14 protein-coding genes are annotated in these 15,609 nt (G+C 41.6%); 10 read left to right on the top strand and 4 right to left on the bottom strand.

The window, feature by feature from the left end:
• Nucleotides 1-86: 86 nt before the first annotated feature.
• A complete protein-coding gene (trmL, locus tag NSS67_RS25280; RefSeq protein WP_339316462.1) occupies nt 87-551 on the top strand; it encodes a tRNA (uridine(34)/cytosine(34)/5-carboxymethylaminomethyluridine(34)-2'-O)-methyltransferase TrmL in 465 nt (154 codons plus the stop codon).
• A 122-nt stretch (nt 552-673) separates the two neighbouring features.
• Nucleotides 674-928: an AbrB/MazE/SpoVT family DNA-binding domain-containing protein gene (locus tag NSS67_RS25275; RefSeq protein WP_339316461.1), complete on the top strand. Its 255-nt coding sequence runs from the start codon at nt 674-676 to the stop codon at nt 926-928.
• 416 nt (nt 929-1,344) lie between these two features.
• On the opposite strand, the gene NSS67_RS25270 is transcribed toward NSS67_RS25275, so the two are convergent.
• Both NSS67_RS25270 and NSS67_RS25265 read right to left on the bottom strand, forming a co-directional pair.
• Nucleotides 1,345-2,412: a phosphodiester glycosidase family protein gene (locus tag NSS67_RS25270; RefSeq protein ID WP_339316459.1), complete on the bottom strand. Its 1,068-nt coding sequence runs from the start codon at nt 2,410-2,412 to the stop codon at nt 1,345-1,347.
• A complete protein-coding gene (locus NSS67_RS25265; protein ID WP_339316457.1) occupies nt 2,409-2,816 on the bottom strand; it encodes a hypothetical protein in 408 nt (135 codons plus the stop codon). Before NSS67_RS25265 ends, NSS67_RS25270 begins: the two co-directional genes overlap by 4 nt.
• Nucleotides 2,817-3,098: 282 nt before the next feature.
• Here NSS67_RS25265 and NSS67_RS25260 point away from each other — a divergent pair, with 282 nt between their 5' ends.
• Both NSS67_RS25260 and NSS67_RS25255 read left to right on the top strand, forming a co-directional pair.
• Nucleotides 3,099-3,755, top strand: coding sequence for a response regulator transcription factor (locus NSS67_RS25260; RefSeq protein ID WP_339316455.1), 657 nt, complete (start codon nt 3,099-3,101; stop codon nt 3,753-3,755).
• Nucleotides 3,756-3,894: 139 nt separating this feature from the next.
• Complete coding sequence (locus NSS67_RS25255) at nt 3,895-5,112, top strand: PLP-dependent aminotransferase family protein (protein ID WP_339316453.1); 1,218 nt, start codon at nt 3,895-3,897, stop codon at nt 5,110-5,112.
• A 574-nt stretch (nt 5,113-5,686) separates the two neighbouring features.
• Here NSS67_RS25255 and NSS67_RS25250 read toward each other — a convergent pair.
• On the bottom strand, nt 5,687-6,616 hold the full coding sequence (locus NSS67_RS25250; protein WP_339316452.1) for a DUF2161 family putative PD-(D/E)XK-type phosphodiesterase: 930 nt from the start codon (nt 6,614-6,616) through the stop codon (nt 5,687-5,689).
• A 181-nt stretch (nt 6,617-6,797) separates the two neighbouring features.
• Between NSS67_RS25250 and NSS67_RS25245 the strand changes: the two genes are divergently transcribed.
• Nucleotides 6,798-8,693: a PrkA family serine protein kinase gene (locus NSS67_RS25245; protein WP_339316450.1), complete on the top strand. Its 1,896-nt coding sequence runs from the start codon at nt 6,798-6,800 to the stop codon at nt 8,691-8,693.
• Between the two features lie 451 nt (nt 8,694-9,144).
• On the opposite strand, the gene NSS67_RS25240 is transcribed toward NSS67_RS25245, so the two are convergent.
• Nucleotides 9,145-10,062 carry an ArsR family transcriptional regulator gene (locus NSS67_RS25240; RefSeq protein WP_339316448.1) on the bottom strand — a complete coding sequence of 306 codons (918 nt, stop codon included), beginning with the start codon at nt 10,060-10,062 and terminating at the stop codon, nt 9,145-9,147.
• A gap of 296 nt (nt 10,063-10,358) precedes the next feature.
• Between NSS67_RS25240 and NSS67_RS25235 the strand changes: the two genes are divergently transcribed.
• The 5 genes from NSS67_RS25235 (at nt 10,359) to NSS67_RS25215 (ending at nt 15,559) form a co-directional block, all read left to right on the top strand.
• Complete coding sequence (locus NSS67_RS25235; RefSeq protein ID WP_339316447.1) at nt 10,359-11,660, top strand: extracellular solute-binding protein; 1,302 nt, start codon at nt 10,359-10,361, stop codon at nt 11,658-11,660.
• A gap of 79 nt (nt 11,661-11,739) precedes the next feature.
• Entirely contained in the window at nt 11,740-12,618 is an 879-nt protein-coding gene (locus NSS67_RS25230; protein ID WP_339316445.1) for a sugar ABC transporter permease, read from the top strand.
• A 1-nt stretch (nt 12,619) separates the two neighbouring features.
• Entirely contained in the window at nt 12,620-13,501 is an 882-nt protein-coding gene (locus NSS67_RS25225; RefSeq protein ID WP_339316444.1) for a carbohydrate ABC transporter permease, read from the top strand.
• A 25-nt stretch (nt 13,502-13,526) separates the two neighbouring features.
• Nucleotides 13,527-14,399, top strand: coding sequence for a TIM barrel protein (locus tag NSS67_RS25220; protein WP_339316443.1), 873 nt, complete (start codon nt 13,527-13,529; stop codon nt 14,397-14,399).
• On the top strand, nt 14,396-15,559 hold the full coding sequence (locus NSS67_RS25215) for a Gfo/Idh/MocA family oxidoreductase (protein WP_339316441.1): 1,164 nt from the start codon (nt 14,396-14,398) through the stop codon (nt 15,557-15,559). The genes NSS67_RS25220 and NSS67_RS25215 overlap by 4 nt, the downstream gene beginning before the upstream one ends.
• The last annotated feature ends 50 nt before the right edge of the window (nt 15,560-15,609 follow it).

The raw sequence follows: 15,609 nt of genomic DNA, 5'->3' as shown, positions 1-15,609 counted from the left end.
GTTTTCAGTTTGTTTGGAGAAGATATGGTTATGCACAACAATTAAACATCAGGCTATGAAGCCTATTGAGAGGAAGGAACCATACTATGGCACTCCATATCGTACTAGTTGAGCCGGAAATTCCGGCCAATACCGGTAATATTGCACGTACTTGCGCAGCAACAGGCACTCATCTTCATTTGGTTCGCCCACTCGGATTCCGTACAGACGATGCAACACTGAAAAGAGCGGGACTAGATTACTGGCATGCCGTTAATATTGAATATCACGACTCTTTTGCTGAGGTACTTGAGAAGTATAGCGAGGGACGCTTCTTTTATGCAACGACGAAAGCCGAGAAAAAATATTGCGACTTTGATTTTCAAGATGGAGATTTCTTTGTCTTTGGTAAGGAAACGAAGGGGCTTTCTGCTGAAATTCTAGAAGCGGGTAAAGAAACAAAAATGCGCATGCCAATGAGTGATGCTGTGAGATCGCTGAATTTATCGAATTCTGCGGCTATTATTGTATATGAAGCACTTCGACAGCTGGATTTTCCTAATCTTGTTTAAAAAAAGACATTTTTTTGTTTTTTTTCAGCAGGATTCGACATTTTGATAACGAAATATAATGAATGAGCCGAAATAAATAGTAGCTACAAATTATTAGTTAACAGGAGAGGTGTACGTTAGATATGAAACCTGCTGGTGTAGTTCGCAAAGTGGATCAGCTGGGTAGAATTGTTCTGCCTAAGTCCCTGCGTAAAAGGTATCAGATGAATGAAGGCGACCCGGTTGAAATTTTGGTACAGGGTGACCATATCATCTTGGAGCGCTACCGTCCAAAATGTGTTTTCTGTGGATCGATGGAAGGTGTGAGCGAATATAAAGATCGTTATATTTGCTCTGCATGCCTCTCAGAAATGACCCAATTGCCAAGGCACGCCTAGGAAGTACATATTTACACATTTAGAATTCTGACAGCCTATAGTTTTCTAAATAAAGAAACTGTCTCATTCGTAGATTTCCTCTACTTATGGGGCAGTTTTTTTATAATGGCATAAAAAATGCCTCAGAAGCCGAGTGGCTGCTGAAGCATTAGTGGAAATATAAGAAACGGGTACCGTCCCTAAAAGGTCGGTACCCGTTTCTCCTTGCTTACAAGCCTTTTGTTTTGTCGTCGTTGTAAGATGAGGTAAGGATGCCGGCCATAAATAACACAAATACGAGCGTTACGATCCAAAAGGTTAATGAGAACGACATACTGGCACCTCCAAAAGCGAATGTATTCGTTATCAAGATTATAACCTGCAAATCAATAAAAATAAACGCAAATGTGATATGTTGCATAGACAATTTACTATAATCATTCAAAAAACATGAAATTTGTTGGTACAGCTCTTAGATTTCCGTCGGATGGTTTGTTGACCACTCTTCCGTTGAAGATGAGCGAAGACGATCCTCCACCGTCTAGATTATAAGCATCAGTCACACCCATGTCATATAACTTGTTCTGTATTTCCTCTAGCTGTGCTCCAGAGCTGCCTAGCTCATTATATCCGTCCGCTACAAAGAGCAGAAGCTGATCATCCTTATAATTACCGATAACTGTACGTGGCGCCCGATTGGGGGTTGTTTTCCACTTTTCGGGTATGGGAACTTTGACGTTGTTCTTAATCAGAACGGGTACAAAGGTTGCACCGAATACAGGCTCGAGTTGATCCAGTTGTGCCCGGCTGTAAAATTTTCCACCGATTAACTGTCCGGATTTGTTCAGACCCACGAAGCTGAGGTCCTTGAACGTTGGCTCGAAACCGTAAAGATACTTTCCATCAACCACGGTCGTGCTTAAGGGATAACGTTTTCCGGCTTTATCGGCAAAGCCTCCAGCATTAATACCTGCAATAGCGCCATGACTTTGTACAGCATGCATAGTGGTTTCTGCGCCACCAGTAGCCTCCTCAGCTAGACTCATCTGCATCGCAGTCGGGTCCTTCAACTTGATCTTTAAAGCATAAGCTTTATAGTTGCCTGGATTCAGATGGTATAGCTCGATTCGAATTCGGTCACTGCTAAGAACCTCAGAAGGTATCCCAAGCTTGGCGGAGATCCGGCGGTTATAAATGAGCTCAGGGCGGCTAGCCTGGGTCTTCGCTGTTTCGACCAGCTTATTCATCTCAGCAGTGGTTTTTTTATATAGATTGGCGCTAGCGCTAACTGCATCTATGGTGTAGGATGCAGTGCCATGGGCTAGGGTTAGGTCTTTTTTTAGGACAGCTGATTCATTCAGAGGCCCAGAGATAGGTGTGAATTGGCCTACATCAAGGTCCAACTCGAGCGATGGCCGATACCACGACATACATATCAGTAAGCCAAGAAAAGGTGCGGTTAGAAGCATAAAGAAACGGTTCACTCTTTTGACTGGCGTCATCATTTGATCAGATCCATTTCTTTCTTCAAGGCTTCTAACTGTTTTCTGACTTCACTCAATTGCGTATATAGCTTGTTACTATTGTCTGTCTTGGCACTAGCATTATCTTTAGTAAAGGTTAATAGTTCGTTAAAGCTTTGCACAGTATTCTGTAATTCCTTAACTTCTTCAGTGAGAACGGCAATTTTCGACTCATAGTCGGTCTTCAGAACGGTAAGCTGCTGTTGGCTTTGAGTGCTAATTTCGCTAAGCACCTGCTGCTTCAGATGGTTCGTGTAGCTGTATACAGCATATACGCCAATTCCAATCATCACGATCCAGAACAGTAAAAACCATTTTACGGAAGGGCCGTTTCTCACAGCAGTACGGCGCGAGTGTACCGGGGACGTTTCCGCTAGCGGTTGCATTTGATCACCTCGGGTTGGTCTTTTTTTCAAGTCCCCATTCTATCAGACTTTGACTAGTTTCGCAAAAATGAAAGAGATCGTGAAAACTAGAAAAAGTAATTGCATCCTATTAAACTACTGCGATACAATTTCTATAGATTGGAATTCTGATAGACGTACTCAAGGTAACCAGCGAGAGGATCATCGGACAAGTCATCATACTTCCTTGCTTGCGTTTAAACCGGAAACGCTGCGGCGCTTTCCTTTCTGGATGACTATATAGAGCAGGAGGTCTGGGCATTAATGATGAAGGTTTGGAAGGTGGTCATTGTGGGATGTCATCCTACAAGTATGCTGGGGACAAAATTGATTTTGGAAGAGGGAGGAGAGCTTAAAGTTCTAGGCATGTATTCGACTTGGAACGAAGGCTCTTCCATCGTTAGGGAAAAAAATCCCGAGCTAGTGCTAGCAGACTATCATATGCCTGAGGGTAATATTGAGAGTGTGCTGTTAGATATGAAAAAAAGCTCACCAAACTCTCATTTTGTCGTGATGACGGATGAAGACGGCAGGGATCTGCTTCAGCCCCTCATAGAGCTAGGAGCCAGCGGGATTTTCTCCATGGGAGCTTCTCCCCATCAGCTTTTACAGCTGATCCTGGGTTTGCGGGTGGGTTTTCTTTCCATGCCGCTAGAATGGATAGAAAAAGGATCTTGGCCGATTTCGACATCTAAAGGACTGGATGATGTTCTTCAGCTGACGCAGACAGAGATGTTTATTATGGAACGAATCGTACAGGGGATTACCTATGATAAAATAGCGCTCGAAATTGCAGTAAGCCGTCGTTCGATTGACAATTACTTGCGCAAAATTTATGTGAAGCTTGATGTTTCGACGCGAGCACAAGCCATTGAGAAATTTGCTCTTTTCTCAAGACAAAGCAGGCAAATCTACGCATAATCCAAGCTATACGACATAATGGCTGTAAAGGCGGAATATTCTTGAAATAGAAGAATACATATCACGTTGAATGGTTAACCGTCCTTGGAAGAGGATAACTAAGCCATTTCTACTTGGTACTAGGGAAGGGGGATTTCGCATGCTTTACCAATTTTCTGCTCGCGCACACACATTACTATCGTCACCGCTTCTAAGTATTCGCACCCAAACACGGAGAAGCTCCATGATATCGCTTGCTGAAGAATTACCAGCGGAAGAACTGTTCCCATTATCACTTCTTGCCGAAGCAGCCTCTACGGTGATATCTGCAGATGCAGGGGCACTTCAGTATGGTGATCCTGCAGGGTATGGGCCACTTCGGGAGTGGCTTGCCGGGGATTGGCTCAGAGAAAAAGGGGTAACTGTTACCGAAGGTGGAGTTCTGCTAACAACGGGTAGCCAGCAGGCTATTGATTTGTTGTCGCGGGTATATATTGATCCAGGAGATCGTGTATTAGTAGAAAATCCAACCTCTCCAGGATTCTTGCAAACGCTTCGGATGCAGGGGGCCATCATTATTCCCGTAGAGGGTGATTTGGACGGGCTTGATCCAGATCATTTGCGGAAGCAAATTGAACTGCATAAGCCTAAGATGCTGTTCGCAACCCCAAGCTTTACGAATCCAAGTGGCATCCTGTGGAGCTTACAGAGACGGCGCCAGGTGTTGGATCTTTGTATCGCGTATAACATCCTAATTGTGGAAGATGATTCTTATGGTGATTTACATTTCCAGAAGTATGGTGAACATTGGGCCACAAGATATCCATCCTTGTATGCGCTGGAAAATATAAGTGATGGCGGACACGTATTGTATATCGGTTCGTTCAGCAAGACCGTTGCGCCTGCGCTGCGGACGGGCTGGGCTGCAGGTAGCCGGGAAGTAATAGGGATGATGGCTGCTGCCAAGCAGATGGCGGACTGGCAGTCGAGTGCATTAAATCAGCGGCTACTGCATCATTTGTTGGATGTGTCTGCTTTTGATCTTCGTGAGCATATCGCTCAGCTGAACCGAGAATATAACACCCGCCTGAAGTTAATGGTGGAACTACTAAAACGTCCAGCTTGGAAAGGGAGCTCCTACGACTTGCCGTCAGGAGGCATGTTTCTATGGGTATCTCCGCCAGAGGGAATGGATGCTATGGCGCTGTTTAAATGTGCCCTAGGTAAAGGAGTGGCTTTTTTGCCAGGACCGTTATGTAGCGTAGATGGAGGCGGCAATCACATCCGTCTTAACTTCAGTCATCCCGGTCGGGATGAGCTGCTGCTCGGCATGAATCTGATGAGCGAGGCGGTTAAGGAGTTTACGGCTCGGAGTTAGGTGTGGGCTGATGTGGTTGATTAAAGGATCTTGCTGACTGAGTAAATAGCGTGGAGATGAATGGACGGATGGAAAGACTGGAATGGTCAAAAAAGAACGCAGGACGCGCTTGAACCGATTATTAGGATATAATTTACATTTGGCATGACGCAGCGTATGGTGTGAGATCATTTTAGGGAAATCTTCCCTAAAACTGGCCAATATGAACTCTGAAATGGAGCTTTAAGGGAATTTCTCCCTAAAAAATAAGGAAAAAACCTTTTTAGGGGCGAATCTGGCGAAAATCAGGGGGAAATTCCCTGAAATTCGCTTTATAGCGCGTAAAGTGAAGATTTTTAGGGAGGATTTCCCTAATTTTTAGTGTGTCAGCAATACGAACGTGGTAGGAAATCAGATACTAATGTGGCAAGATTGGAATACCCAAAAAGCATCCCGTAGGTGGGATGCTTTTTGGCGTTGTTTAGACATTGCTGCGTTTGCAATGGAATATACGTATAAAGCCCGAGTAAAAGATAAAAGCCTGAGCAAAAGATTAAGTTGAAAGAAGCTTCGCTTAAGGTAGGGCTAGCTATTGTTAAAGATTGCTGTCATGGGAGGCGCCGCCAGTTATAGCGGCGTACTCCACTAGCGCGGCCTGACCGGCTGGGGTCAGGCTGTAGCGCCCACGGCTGACACGGTGGAACCAGCCGTAGTAGTTGTGCTGAAGCATAGCGGCGGCGGTGGGTACGCCGCTACGCTTCCGCAGCTCGGCCGGAGTGATCCCGGCCGAGCGCGTACTTGAGGCAGCGCTTGGGGCACCGCTTCGCGTGCCAGCCGCCGCTGCCTCCCGTGCTGCCGTGTCCCCGGCAGCACGCCCCTCCGGCGCTGAGCTCAGCGCCGGAGCCTGTGCAGCGGTGCTCGCCGCTGCACGTTTGCCCGCTGCGAGCGAAGCCTTCGCAGCGGCCTTCTCGGCAGCGACGGCGGCTTCCGCCTCCGCTGCCTGCAGAGAAAGCGCGACACGCAGCGCTTTCTCGCGGTAGGCCGTCACGAGCTTGACGCGCGTGCTGCCGCCGATGTTATAGTCACCGCTGCGCTCGCGGAACTCATAGAGCAGGCGCTCGCGCCGCCGCTTGTTGCTGCGCTGCGTAGGCGGCGTCTCGTCCGGCTCGACGAGCACCTCGACGAGCGGTGCCTTCGTCTTATAGAAGACAACGGTGATCAGTCCGAGGCCGAGACGGCGGCACAGCCCGCTAAGCTCACCCCAGCGCTGGTTCACCGCGCCTTTTTTATCACGGACACGTTCCACTGCGAGATAGACGTTAGGGCTAAGCTTTAGTCGTTCGACCCCTTGCAGCAGCAAGGCGAGGTTGAACGATTTTTTCATCTCCACGATTAGAGGGTGCTCTAAATCTTCACGAATACCCACCAAATCGCAAGTTCGAACCTCACCTTTGATGCTGTATCCTTGCTTTTCAAAAAAAACCTTCAAAGGAGCATACAGCTCCGTTTCATGTCGTACCGCCATAGTGTCACTCCCGTAGCCATTTTTTTCGGCTTTCCCATTAAGGTTTTACTGCGATTTTATGATTCTCTATTATAGCACAGCAAAAAAGAGGTCAACTATTCAGCGCTTTCCGCATAGGTATGTAATACACTTTTTATCGCTATAGGAGAGCAAGTAGGAGCGCAAGAGGAGGCAGCGAGCAATGGACATTTTTGAGCGAATAGCTTCGTATCGGGCTGAGAACGACCGTTTGGCGTGGAGCGGGACCTTCAAGCAGTATATAGAACTTTTGAGAAAAGACCCCTCTCCCGCTAAAACGGCTCACTCCCGCGTTTATGACATGATTAAGTCACACGGCGTAGAGGACATAAACGGACGCAAGCGGTATAAGTTTTTTGAACAGGAGATTTTTGGACTTGATCGCGCAGTCGAAAAGTTGGTCGAGGAATATTTTCATTCTGCAGCACGTCGGCTTGATGTTCGAAAACGGATTTTGTTATTAATGGGACCTGTCAGTGGGGGGAAATCGACCCTAGTCACGCTGCTTAAACGTGGTTTGGAACAGTACTCGCGGACCGACGCGGGTGCGGTATACGCAATAGAGGGCTGCCCGATGCATGAAGATCCGCTGCATTTGATTCCGCTAGAACTACGTCCAGAGATTGAGAAGGAGCTCGGTGTACGCATTGAGGGCAACTTGTGCCCTTCCTGCCAGATGCGGCTGAGAAATGAATATGCGGGTGATATTGAGCAGGTCAAAGTGACTCGTGTTATTTTGTCAGAAGAAGAGCGGGTAGGTATTGGTACCTTCAGTCCATCCGATCCGAAGTCTCAAGATATCGCCGATTTGACCGGCAGTATCGATTTCTCGACCATTACTGAATTTGGTTCGGAATCTGATCCGCGCGCTTACCGTTTTGACGGAGAGCTGAATAAAGCTAACCGTGGGCTGATGGAATTTCAGGAAATGCTCAAATGCGATGAGAAGTTTCTGTGGAACCTGCTGTCACTTACGCAAGAAGGCAATTTTAAGGCTGGACGCTTCGCTTTAATTAGTGCTGACGAAATGATCATTGCACATACCAATGAAACGGAATATAAATCATTTATTTCGAACAAAAAGAATGAAGCGCTTCAGTCCCGTATGATTGTCATGCCTGTCCCGTATAACCTTAGAGTGTCGGAAGAGGAAAAAATTTACGCGAAGCTGATCGCCCAGAGTGATATGAATCATGTGCATATTGCGCCGCATGCGCTGCGTGCCGCTGCTATTTTCTCGATCCTCACCCGTTTAAAAGAGAGCAAAAAACAAGGCATGGATCTGATCAAAAAGCTCCGCATGTATGATGGTGAAGAGGTCGAGGGCTACAAAGAGGCAGACCTGAAGGAAATGCAAACGGAGTATTTGGATGAGGGCATGTCCGGAATTGATCCACGATATGTTATCAACCGGATTTCCAGCGCTTTGATTAAAGGTGATCTGCAGTGCATGAACGCACTGGATGTGCTGCGGGCAATTAAAGACGGTCTGGATCAGCATCCATCGATTACAAAAGAGGAGCGGGAGCGTTATTTGAACTTCATCTCCATTGCTCGTAAGGAATACGATATTTTGGCTAAAAGCGAAGTGCAAAAGGCCTTCGTATACTCCTTCGAGGAGTCGGCTAAGACATTATTTGAGAATTATCTCGATAATATTGAAGCCTTCTGCAATTGGTCCAAAATCCGTGATCCACTGACGGATGAGGAAATGGAGCCAGATGAGCGGTTAATGCGTTCGATTGAAGAGCAAATTGGTATCTCTGAGAATGCTAAAAAAGCGTTCCGTGAAGAGATTCTGATCCGGATTTCCGCGTATTCACGCAAAGGGAAGAAATTCGAGTACAACAATCACGACCGCCTGCGGGAAGCGATTGAGAAGAAGCTGTTCACAGATCTCAAAGATATCGTCAAAATCACCACCTCGTCCAAAACGCCGGATGAAAGTCAGCTCAAACGGATCAACGAGGTGTGCGCCAGACTTATTGATGGACACCAATACTGCCCAATTTGCGCGAATGAGCTACTGAAGTATGTGGGAAGTCTGCTCAATCGGTAAACGTCAAGCAAGAATACAATATGTCTTTAAAAGAGAAAACGGTCAAGTTCAGGGCAAACTAGCCCTTGAACTTGACCGTTTTATTTTCATGAAAAAGGGAGAGATATAAACTTGGCCCGTCCATTCAATTACATGTGGTCATTGCAGATTGTACAATAGAAAGCGCTCTTTCAGCTCAAAAAATTTCTGTTGCACAAAATACAACGAGCCTACCCGAACGTAACCTTACGAACCACTTGCTCATGTGTAACGGACTCAGGTACAGCTATTTGCGCATTTTGATGCTTTTGGGGCGAGTTGCGGACTCGAGAGACGTTAATCATCATAATCAGGGGCGATATCGTGTGTTTTCAGTCCGATAAAGTCCCTGGAGTCCGTTAGCATCCCAGAACAGCGCATTTGTTGGTAATAAGAGCTTTGGAGTCCGAACGCATTGTTGATCAAGCGTCCATTATTCTCCTTCAGAGTAGTATATCTTTAATAAAATATTTTGAGGATAATTACCAAAATCTTGTCCGAAAATCGTAAGTCCGCCTTTGTTTTTAGAATTTTCGTCAATACCAATCTTTAATTTTATGAATGGGGAATCCTCGATATTTAAATTTGCAAGTGTAACAGAGGATATTTTGTGACCATCCATTCCAGTATCTTTCTTGGTGACTCTTAAATGCTTTAGCAAACCATATTGGCTTAGACCGTTTGCCCACCAATTTGGTGTCAGCTTTCCACGTACGTCTGAGAAATTACCTGGCGCAGTCCAAGTTCCTAAAAAAATATCATTGATATAAAAAGAAATATCACTTGGCCAAGTATTGTTGGATTCAGGAAATTCTGAAGATAATTCTAGGGATAATTCTAATAATTCGGCTTGGCTATTTCTTTTCAAATGATTTGGAATTATATATTCAACAAAACCATCTGCAAACCACAATAACGAAGCGTCTACACGATCATTAGAAACGAACGCACGTTGATCATCTAAGTCTCCAATTACTTTTGTTGAGCTAGCCAGTCCACAAGTAGGGACGACTGAGAAATTAGAATAATAACCTAATTTTATTTCACTAGTAATTTCCTTAAAAGGAAGATGTATTTTTTTGGGGAAGTTGATTTCAATATGATCAACATTAAGAATAAACTTCTTTTTTCGACTATCAGTAATTTCTGAGTTTTCTTGAAGTTTAATTATCTTAGAATCTTCTAGCAATCGAATATCGCGTGAAATGATAGCTTTGCTTAATCCTAGCTCTATGGCAAGCTCACTGACAGTTAGAGGTGTATTTAATAACAATTTGATGATTGAAACTCTTGTATCGGATGCAAGTGCTTTCAAAACGGAAATGCCATCTTTATCAAGCTCTATTAACATATTACCTCCCCTTGCAAATTAGAATTTCATTCAATGTTGAACAACCTCATTTTGAGAAAATTATATAAGGTAGTGAAATCAATGTCAATTTTATACTCTAATAAACTCGATATAGTTAACTTTTTTGTAAACATAAAAAACGATAGGTAAATAAGGTTTATGTATAGTTGACAATAAAGTAAAAGTTTGAAAGAAACGTTGTTATTACGTTGAAGTAGCGCTTTCATTGTGATAATGTTTGGTTTGAACTTAGAACAGATTTACATAAGGTTAATTTTAATTGGGAGGTCTTCGAAGTGAAATTGAGAAGAATGTTAACTATTTGTGGAACAGTTTTGGTGGGAGTATCACTTTTATCAGGATGTGGGAAAAATAGTGATGTAACTAGTAAAGATGGAAAAGAAGAGATTCGAATTAGTTGGTGGGGAGGGGATTCACGCAATAAAGCTATTCAAGAAGCCATTACTAAGTTTGAAGAACAAAATCCAAACATTAAAGTGAAGACAGAGTTCGGCGGCTATGGTGGATATCAGGAAAAAATGACTACACAATTAGCTGGAGGAACAGCGCCTGATGTGATCCGTTTGGATTCCATGTGGATGGATCAATATAAAAATCAATTAATGGATTTGAAGGAGCTTGGTGAAAGCATTGGAATCTCTAATTTCTCTGAAGATGTGCTGGCACCTTTAGAATCTGACGGCAAGTTATTAGGGCTGCCACTTTCAACTAACTATAGGCCATTACTTTATAATAAAACAGTGACTGATAAGTACGGAATTGAAGCACCTCAATCTTGGGATGATGTTTTTGCAATGAGAGATAAGCTGCCTGAAGATTATTATCCAATGGCTAATTTTTTCGGTTCAAAATATGCTTCTCCGATCGTGTTTTTCTCGATATTAGCACAGCAAACGGGACTGCCGATTTCTGATGATAATGGCAATATGAACTATAAAGAATCAGACTTTGAGAACTTGTTAACTTTCTATCGCGACTTGGTTGAAAAGAAAATTATGCCGTCCAAAAAAGAAGTGGATAACTCGGGTTCCATTGAAGGAGCACCAGCACCGGCGCTTATGGAAGGTAAGTGGGTAACTTTCTTTGAGTTTATAGCTAATACGAATACCATTCAAAATCAATTAAAAGAACAAGGATTTGATTTAGAAGTTGCTAGTTATCCATCAATGAAGGATGAGAAATCAACAGGTGTCTGGACAAAGCCATCCATGGTTTATTCTGTACCTAAAACAACCAAGCATAAAGAAAGCGCTGCAAAATTAATTAACTTCTTAATGAATAATGAGGAAGCAAACAAAATTCAAAAGCTTGAAAATGGTATTCCAGATAGTATAGCTGGAAAAGCGGTACTTGATAAAGAGCAGTTAATTTCTCCACTAACCTCTAAAATTTTGGAATTAGGTGAGAAAAAAGTGGATACCAATCTTTCTACTATGTACAAATGGGATACTGCAAAATTGAATGATGTGACATTAGATGTAATTACAAAACTGGATTATGGTGAAATGGATAAAAAAGAAGCTGCAAATGCTTTATATACAGCTTTTAAAGAACAAGAACAAAGCTTTAAAAAGTGAGAAAGTAAGTAATTGAAACAAAGGATACACAGGATATGAAAGTCCACCTTCATGTCCTGTGTATACAAGGAGGAAAACCGTGAAAAGGAATAAGTATACAGGCTTGTTTTATTTAACTCCGTGGTTAATAGGAATCTGTTTCTTTGTTATCTATCCTTTTTTAATGTCATTCTATTATAGTTTCACCAACTATTCGTTATTAGATGAGCCTGCTTTTATAGGTTTTGATAATTATATAAGAATGTTTACAAATGATCCTACCTTTTGGGTATCGTTAAAAGCCACGATAAAGTTCGTAATCTTTACCGTACCTTTAAAATTAATATTTGCATTATTTATTGCCTATATCATGAATTTCAAATTAAAGGGAATCGGTTTTTTTAGAACCGCTTATTATATTCCATCTATATTAGGGGCTAACGTAGCTATCGCTGTTTTATGGCAGTTCCTGTTCAAAAGTGATGGATTAATAAATATGGCATTAAATATGGTTGGAATGGATAGTATAGGGTGGTTTTCAAGCCCGAATGGAGCCATGTTTACCATTGTCTTATTACGGATTTGGCAATTTGGTTCTGCTATGGTTATTTTTCTAAATGCATTGTCAGAAATACCTCAAGAATTATATGAAGCCTCATCTATTGATGGTGCATCAAAGTTTAGACAGTTTTTCTCAGTAACTTTACCACAGTTAACACCAATCATTTTCTTCAATTTAATTTTACAGCTAGTACAAGCCTTCCAAGAGTTTGATGGACCGTTTTTAGTAACGGGCGGTGGCCCGATGAAGAGTACTTATTTATTACCGATGTACATTTATGAAAGTGCGTTTAAGAATTTTGATATGGGTTATTCCGGAGCGTTATCTTGGGTGTTATTTGTTATGATAATGATCTTTACAACGATCCTATTCAAAACGTCAAGTAAATGGGTATTCTACGCTGACGGAGGGAAATAACATGGAACAAGCAATAAACTTCAAAAAGAATAGAAATGAACGAGTGAAAAAGAAAGTTAGTGTTTTTTTCAAATATTTCCTTTTGATCTTAGGCACATTGCTTATGCTCTATCCGATTCTTTGGTTATTTGGTGCATCTTTTAAAAGTAACACAGAGATTTTTAAATCCATTTGGTTTGTGCCTAGCTCTTTTGATTTCACACCTTATGTTGAAGGGTGGAAGACTTCTAGCCAGTATACATTCTCAACCTACTTCTTAAACTCATTTTCAATTGTAATACCTAAAGTGTTGTTAACGTTAATTTCTTGTACGCTGGCTGCCTATGGATTCGCAAGATTTAATTTTCCTATGAAGAAAATTCTTTTCCCAATGATGATAGCAACACTCTTTTTACCAGGAATCGTTACTAGAATCCCTATGTATATTTTTTGGAAAAATGCGGGTCTATTAGATTCTTATATTCCCTTAATTGCGAATTCTGCATTTGCTTGCGATACATTTTTTGTTTATATGCTGATTCAATTTTTCAGAACGATTCCTACGGAATTAGATGAGGCAGCAAGAATAGACGGCTGCAACTCTTTTGGGATAATGACGAGAGTGTTGGTTCCGATTATCAAACCAGCGCTAATTACGGTCGCTTTATTTCAGTTCATTTGGACATTTACTGATTTCCAAGGTCCATTAATTTATATTTCTTCAGTAGATAAGTATCCCGTTGCAATTGCACTTAGAATGGCTTTAGATACGACGTCAGCAGATTTTAGCTGGAATAAAAACATAGCGATGTCAATCATTGGATTGTTGCCTTCTATTTTAATCTACTTTGCTGCTCAGAAGCATTTTATTGGTGGATCTACTGCCGGAGGAATTAAAGGATAATAACTTAACTTCGAGGTGAATAATCGTGAATAATTTTACAATTTCAGCATTTGCTGATGAAATCAGTCAAGATGTTAATGAACAAATTCGGATTTTAACACAAAATGGTGTTTCTCATATTGAAGTTCGCGGATTAGATGGCAAAAATGTAAGTGAGTTGAATTTAGAAGAAGCTAAAGAATACAAGGGGAAATTTGATGCGGCAGGCATTTCAGTATCTAGCATTGGGTCTCCTATTGGGAAAATTAATATCAATGATCCATTTGAACAACATCTTGAGCTTTTCGAACATGTGTTGAATATTGCTGAAGTTTTCGAAAGTCCATTTATTCGTATGTTTAGTTTTTTCATTGATGAAAAAGAAAATTATGATGATTACGAGGAACAAGTGATTGAACGCTGGCAACAATTTTTAGAAGTAGCCCAAAACTACCCAAACATTACTTTACTTCATGAAAATGAAAAAGAAATTTATGGCGATACTCCTGAAAGATGTCTTAATTTGTTAAATAAGTTGAATTCATCACAGCTGAAGGCTGCATTTGATCCGGCTAACTTTGTACAATGCGATGTGGAAGTTTATCCGAAGGCTTTTGAAATGCTACAAGATCATATTGTTTATATGCATATTAAAGATGCGAAATATAGTGATCACGAAGTAACTCCAGCGGGTCATGGTGACGGGAAAATAGACGCAGTATTGAACAGCTTGTCGAAAAATAACTTTAAAGGTTTTGCCTCTTTGGAGCCACATTTAACGATGTTTGAAGGCTTTGCAGAATTAGAAAATAGAAATGTTTCTGGACTTAAAGAAGATGATAATATTCGTTTATTTAATGTAGCAGCAGGGGCATTGAAAAAAATTATCGTTGATGATATGCAACAGGAGTGGAAATGATGAAAAAAGTAAAATTTGCAGTTATTGGTGCTGGTAATATTGGATCCTTTCATATTGGTTATCTAAATGATGGAAAGGTGTCAGGATGTGAATTAGTAGCAATCTGCGATACGAATCCAGCTAAATTAGAAAATATTCAAAAACAATATGGTGACAAATTCAAACTTTATAGTACGGATGAAGAGGTATTTCAAGACCCTAATATTGATGCTGTAATTGTGGCAACCCCTCATTATGACCATCCCGTGTTGGCAATCGCAGCAATGGAAGCTGGAAAACATGTGTTAATAGAAAAACCAGCTGGTGTGTACACGAAAAAAGTTCGTGAAATGAATGAGGTTGCAAACAAACATCCAGAACTAACCTTTGGCTTAGTTTATAACCAAAGAATGAACCCATTTTATCAAAAGGTTCGAAAGTTGGTTCAGGATGGTGCAATAGGAGAGATTCGTCGAACAAACTGGATTATCACAACTTGGTATCGTTCGCAAAGCTATTATAATTCTGGTGGTTGGCGAGCAACTTGGAAGGGTGAAGGTGGTGGTGTATTACTAAATCAAGATCCGCATCAAATTGATTTGTGGCAATGGATTTGTGGTATGCCAAGCCGAGTATATAGCTTTGTTTATTTCGGGAAACAACGTGATATTGAAGTGGAAGATGAAGTAACAGCTTTTGTAGAGTATCCTAATGGCGCAACTGGCGTTTTTGTAACCTCAGTATCAGAAGTTGCTGGAACAAATCGCCTTGAAATTATGGGTTCTCAAGGGAAAATCGTAATCGAAAATAATACACTACAAATGTGGAAAGCAGTTATTGATGAGAAAGAATTTAATGCTACTTGGGATGGCGGTTTTGGTGAGCCAGAAGTTTGGAAAATCGATGTACCGATGGACCCATTTAAAGACGATGGTCATATGAAAGTGACTCAAAACTTTGTTAATCATATTTTACATGATGAAGAACTATTAGCTCCAGGAACAGATGGAATTAATGGATTGAGTATTTCAAATGCTATGCATCTCTCAACCTGGTTGAGAGAGTGGGTAGACTTGCCGATTGACGAAGATAAATACTATGAGGAATTGAAAAAACGCATTGATTCTTCAAAAGAAAAAGAAACAGCAGACCAAGTACTTGATACAAGTACAACCTACTAGTGATTGTTGATTGAATAGATTTAAAGAACTTCAATATACTTAAAATTTAT

It is taken from the genome of Paenibacillus sp. FSL R10-2734 (assembly GCF_037963865.1).
Taxonomy (GTDB): Bacteria; Bacillota; Bacilli; order Paenibacillales; family Paenibacillaceae; genus Paenibacillus_AQ.
The sequence above is the reverse complement of the archived record's forward strand: the minus strand, read 5'-3'. Positions and strand labels throughout refer to the sequence as shown.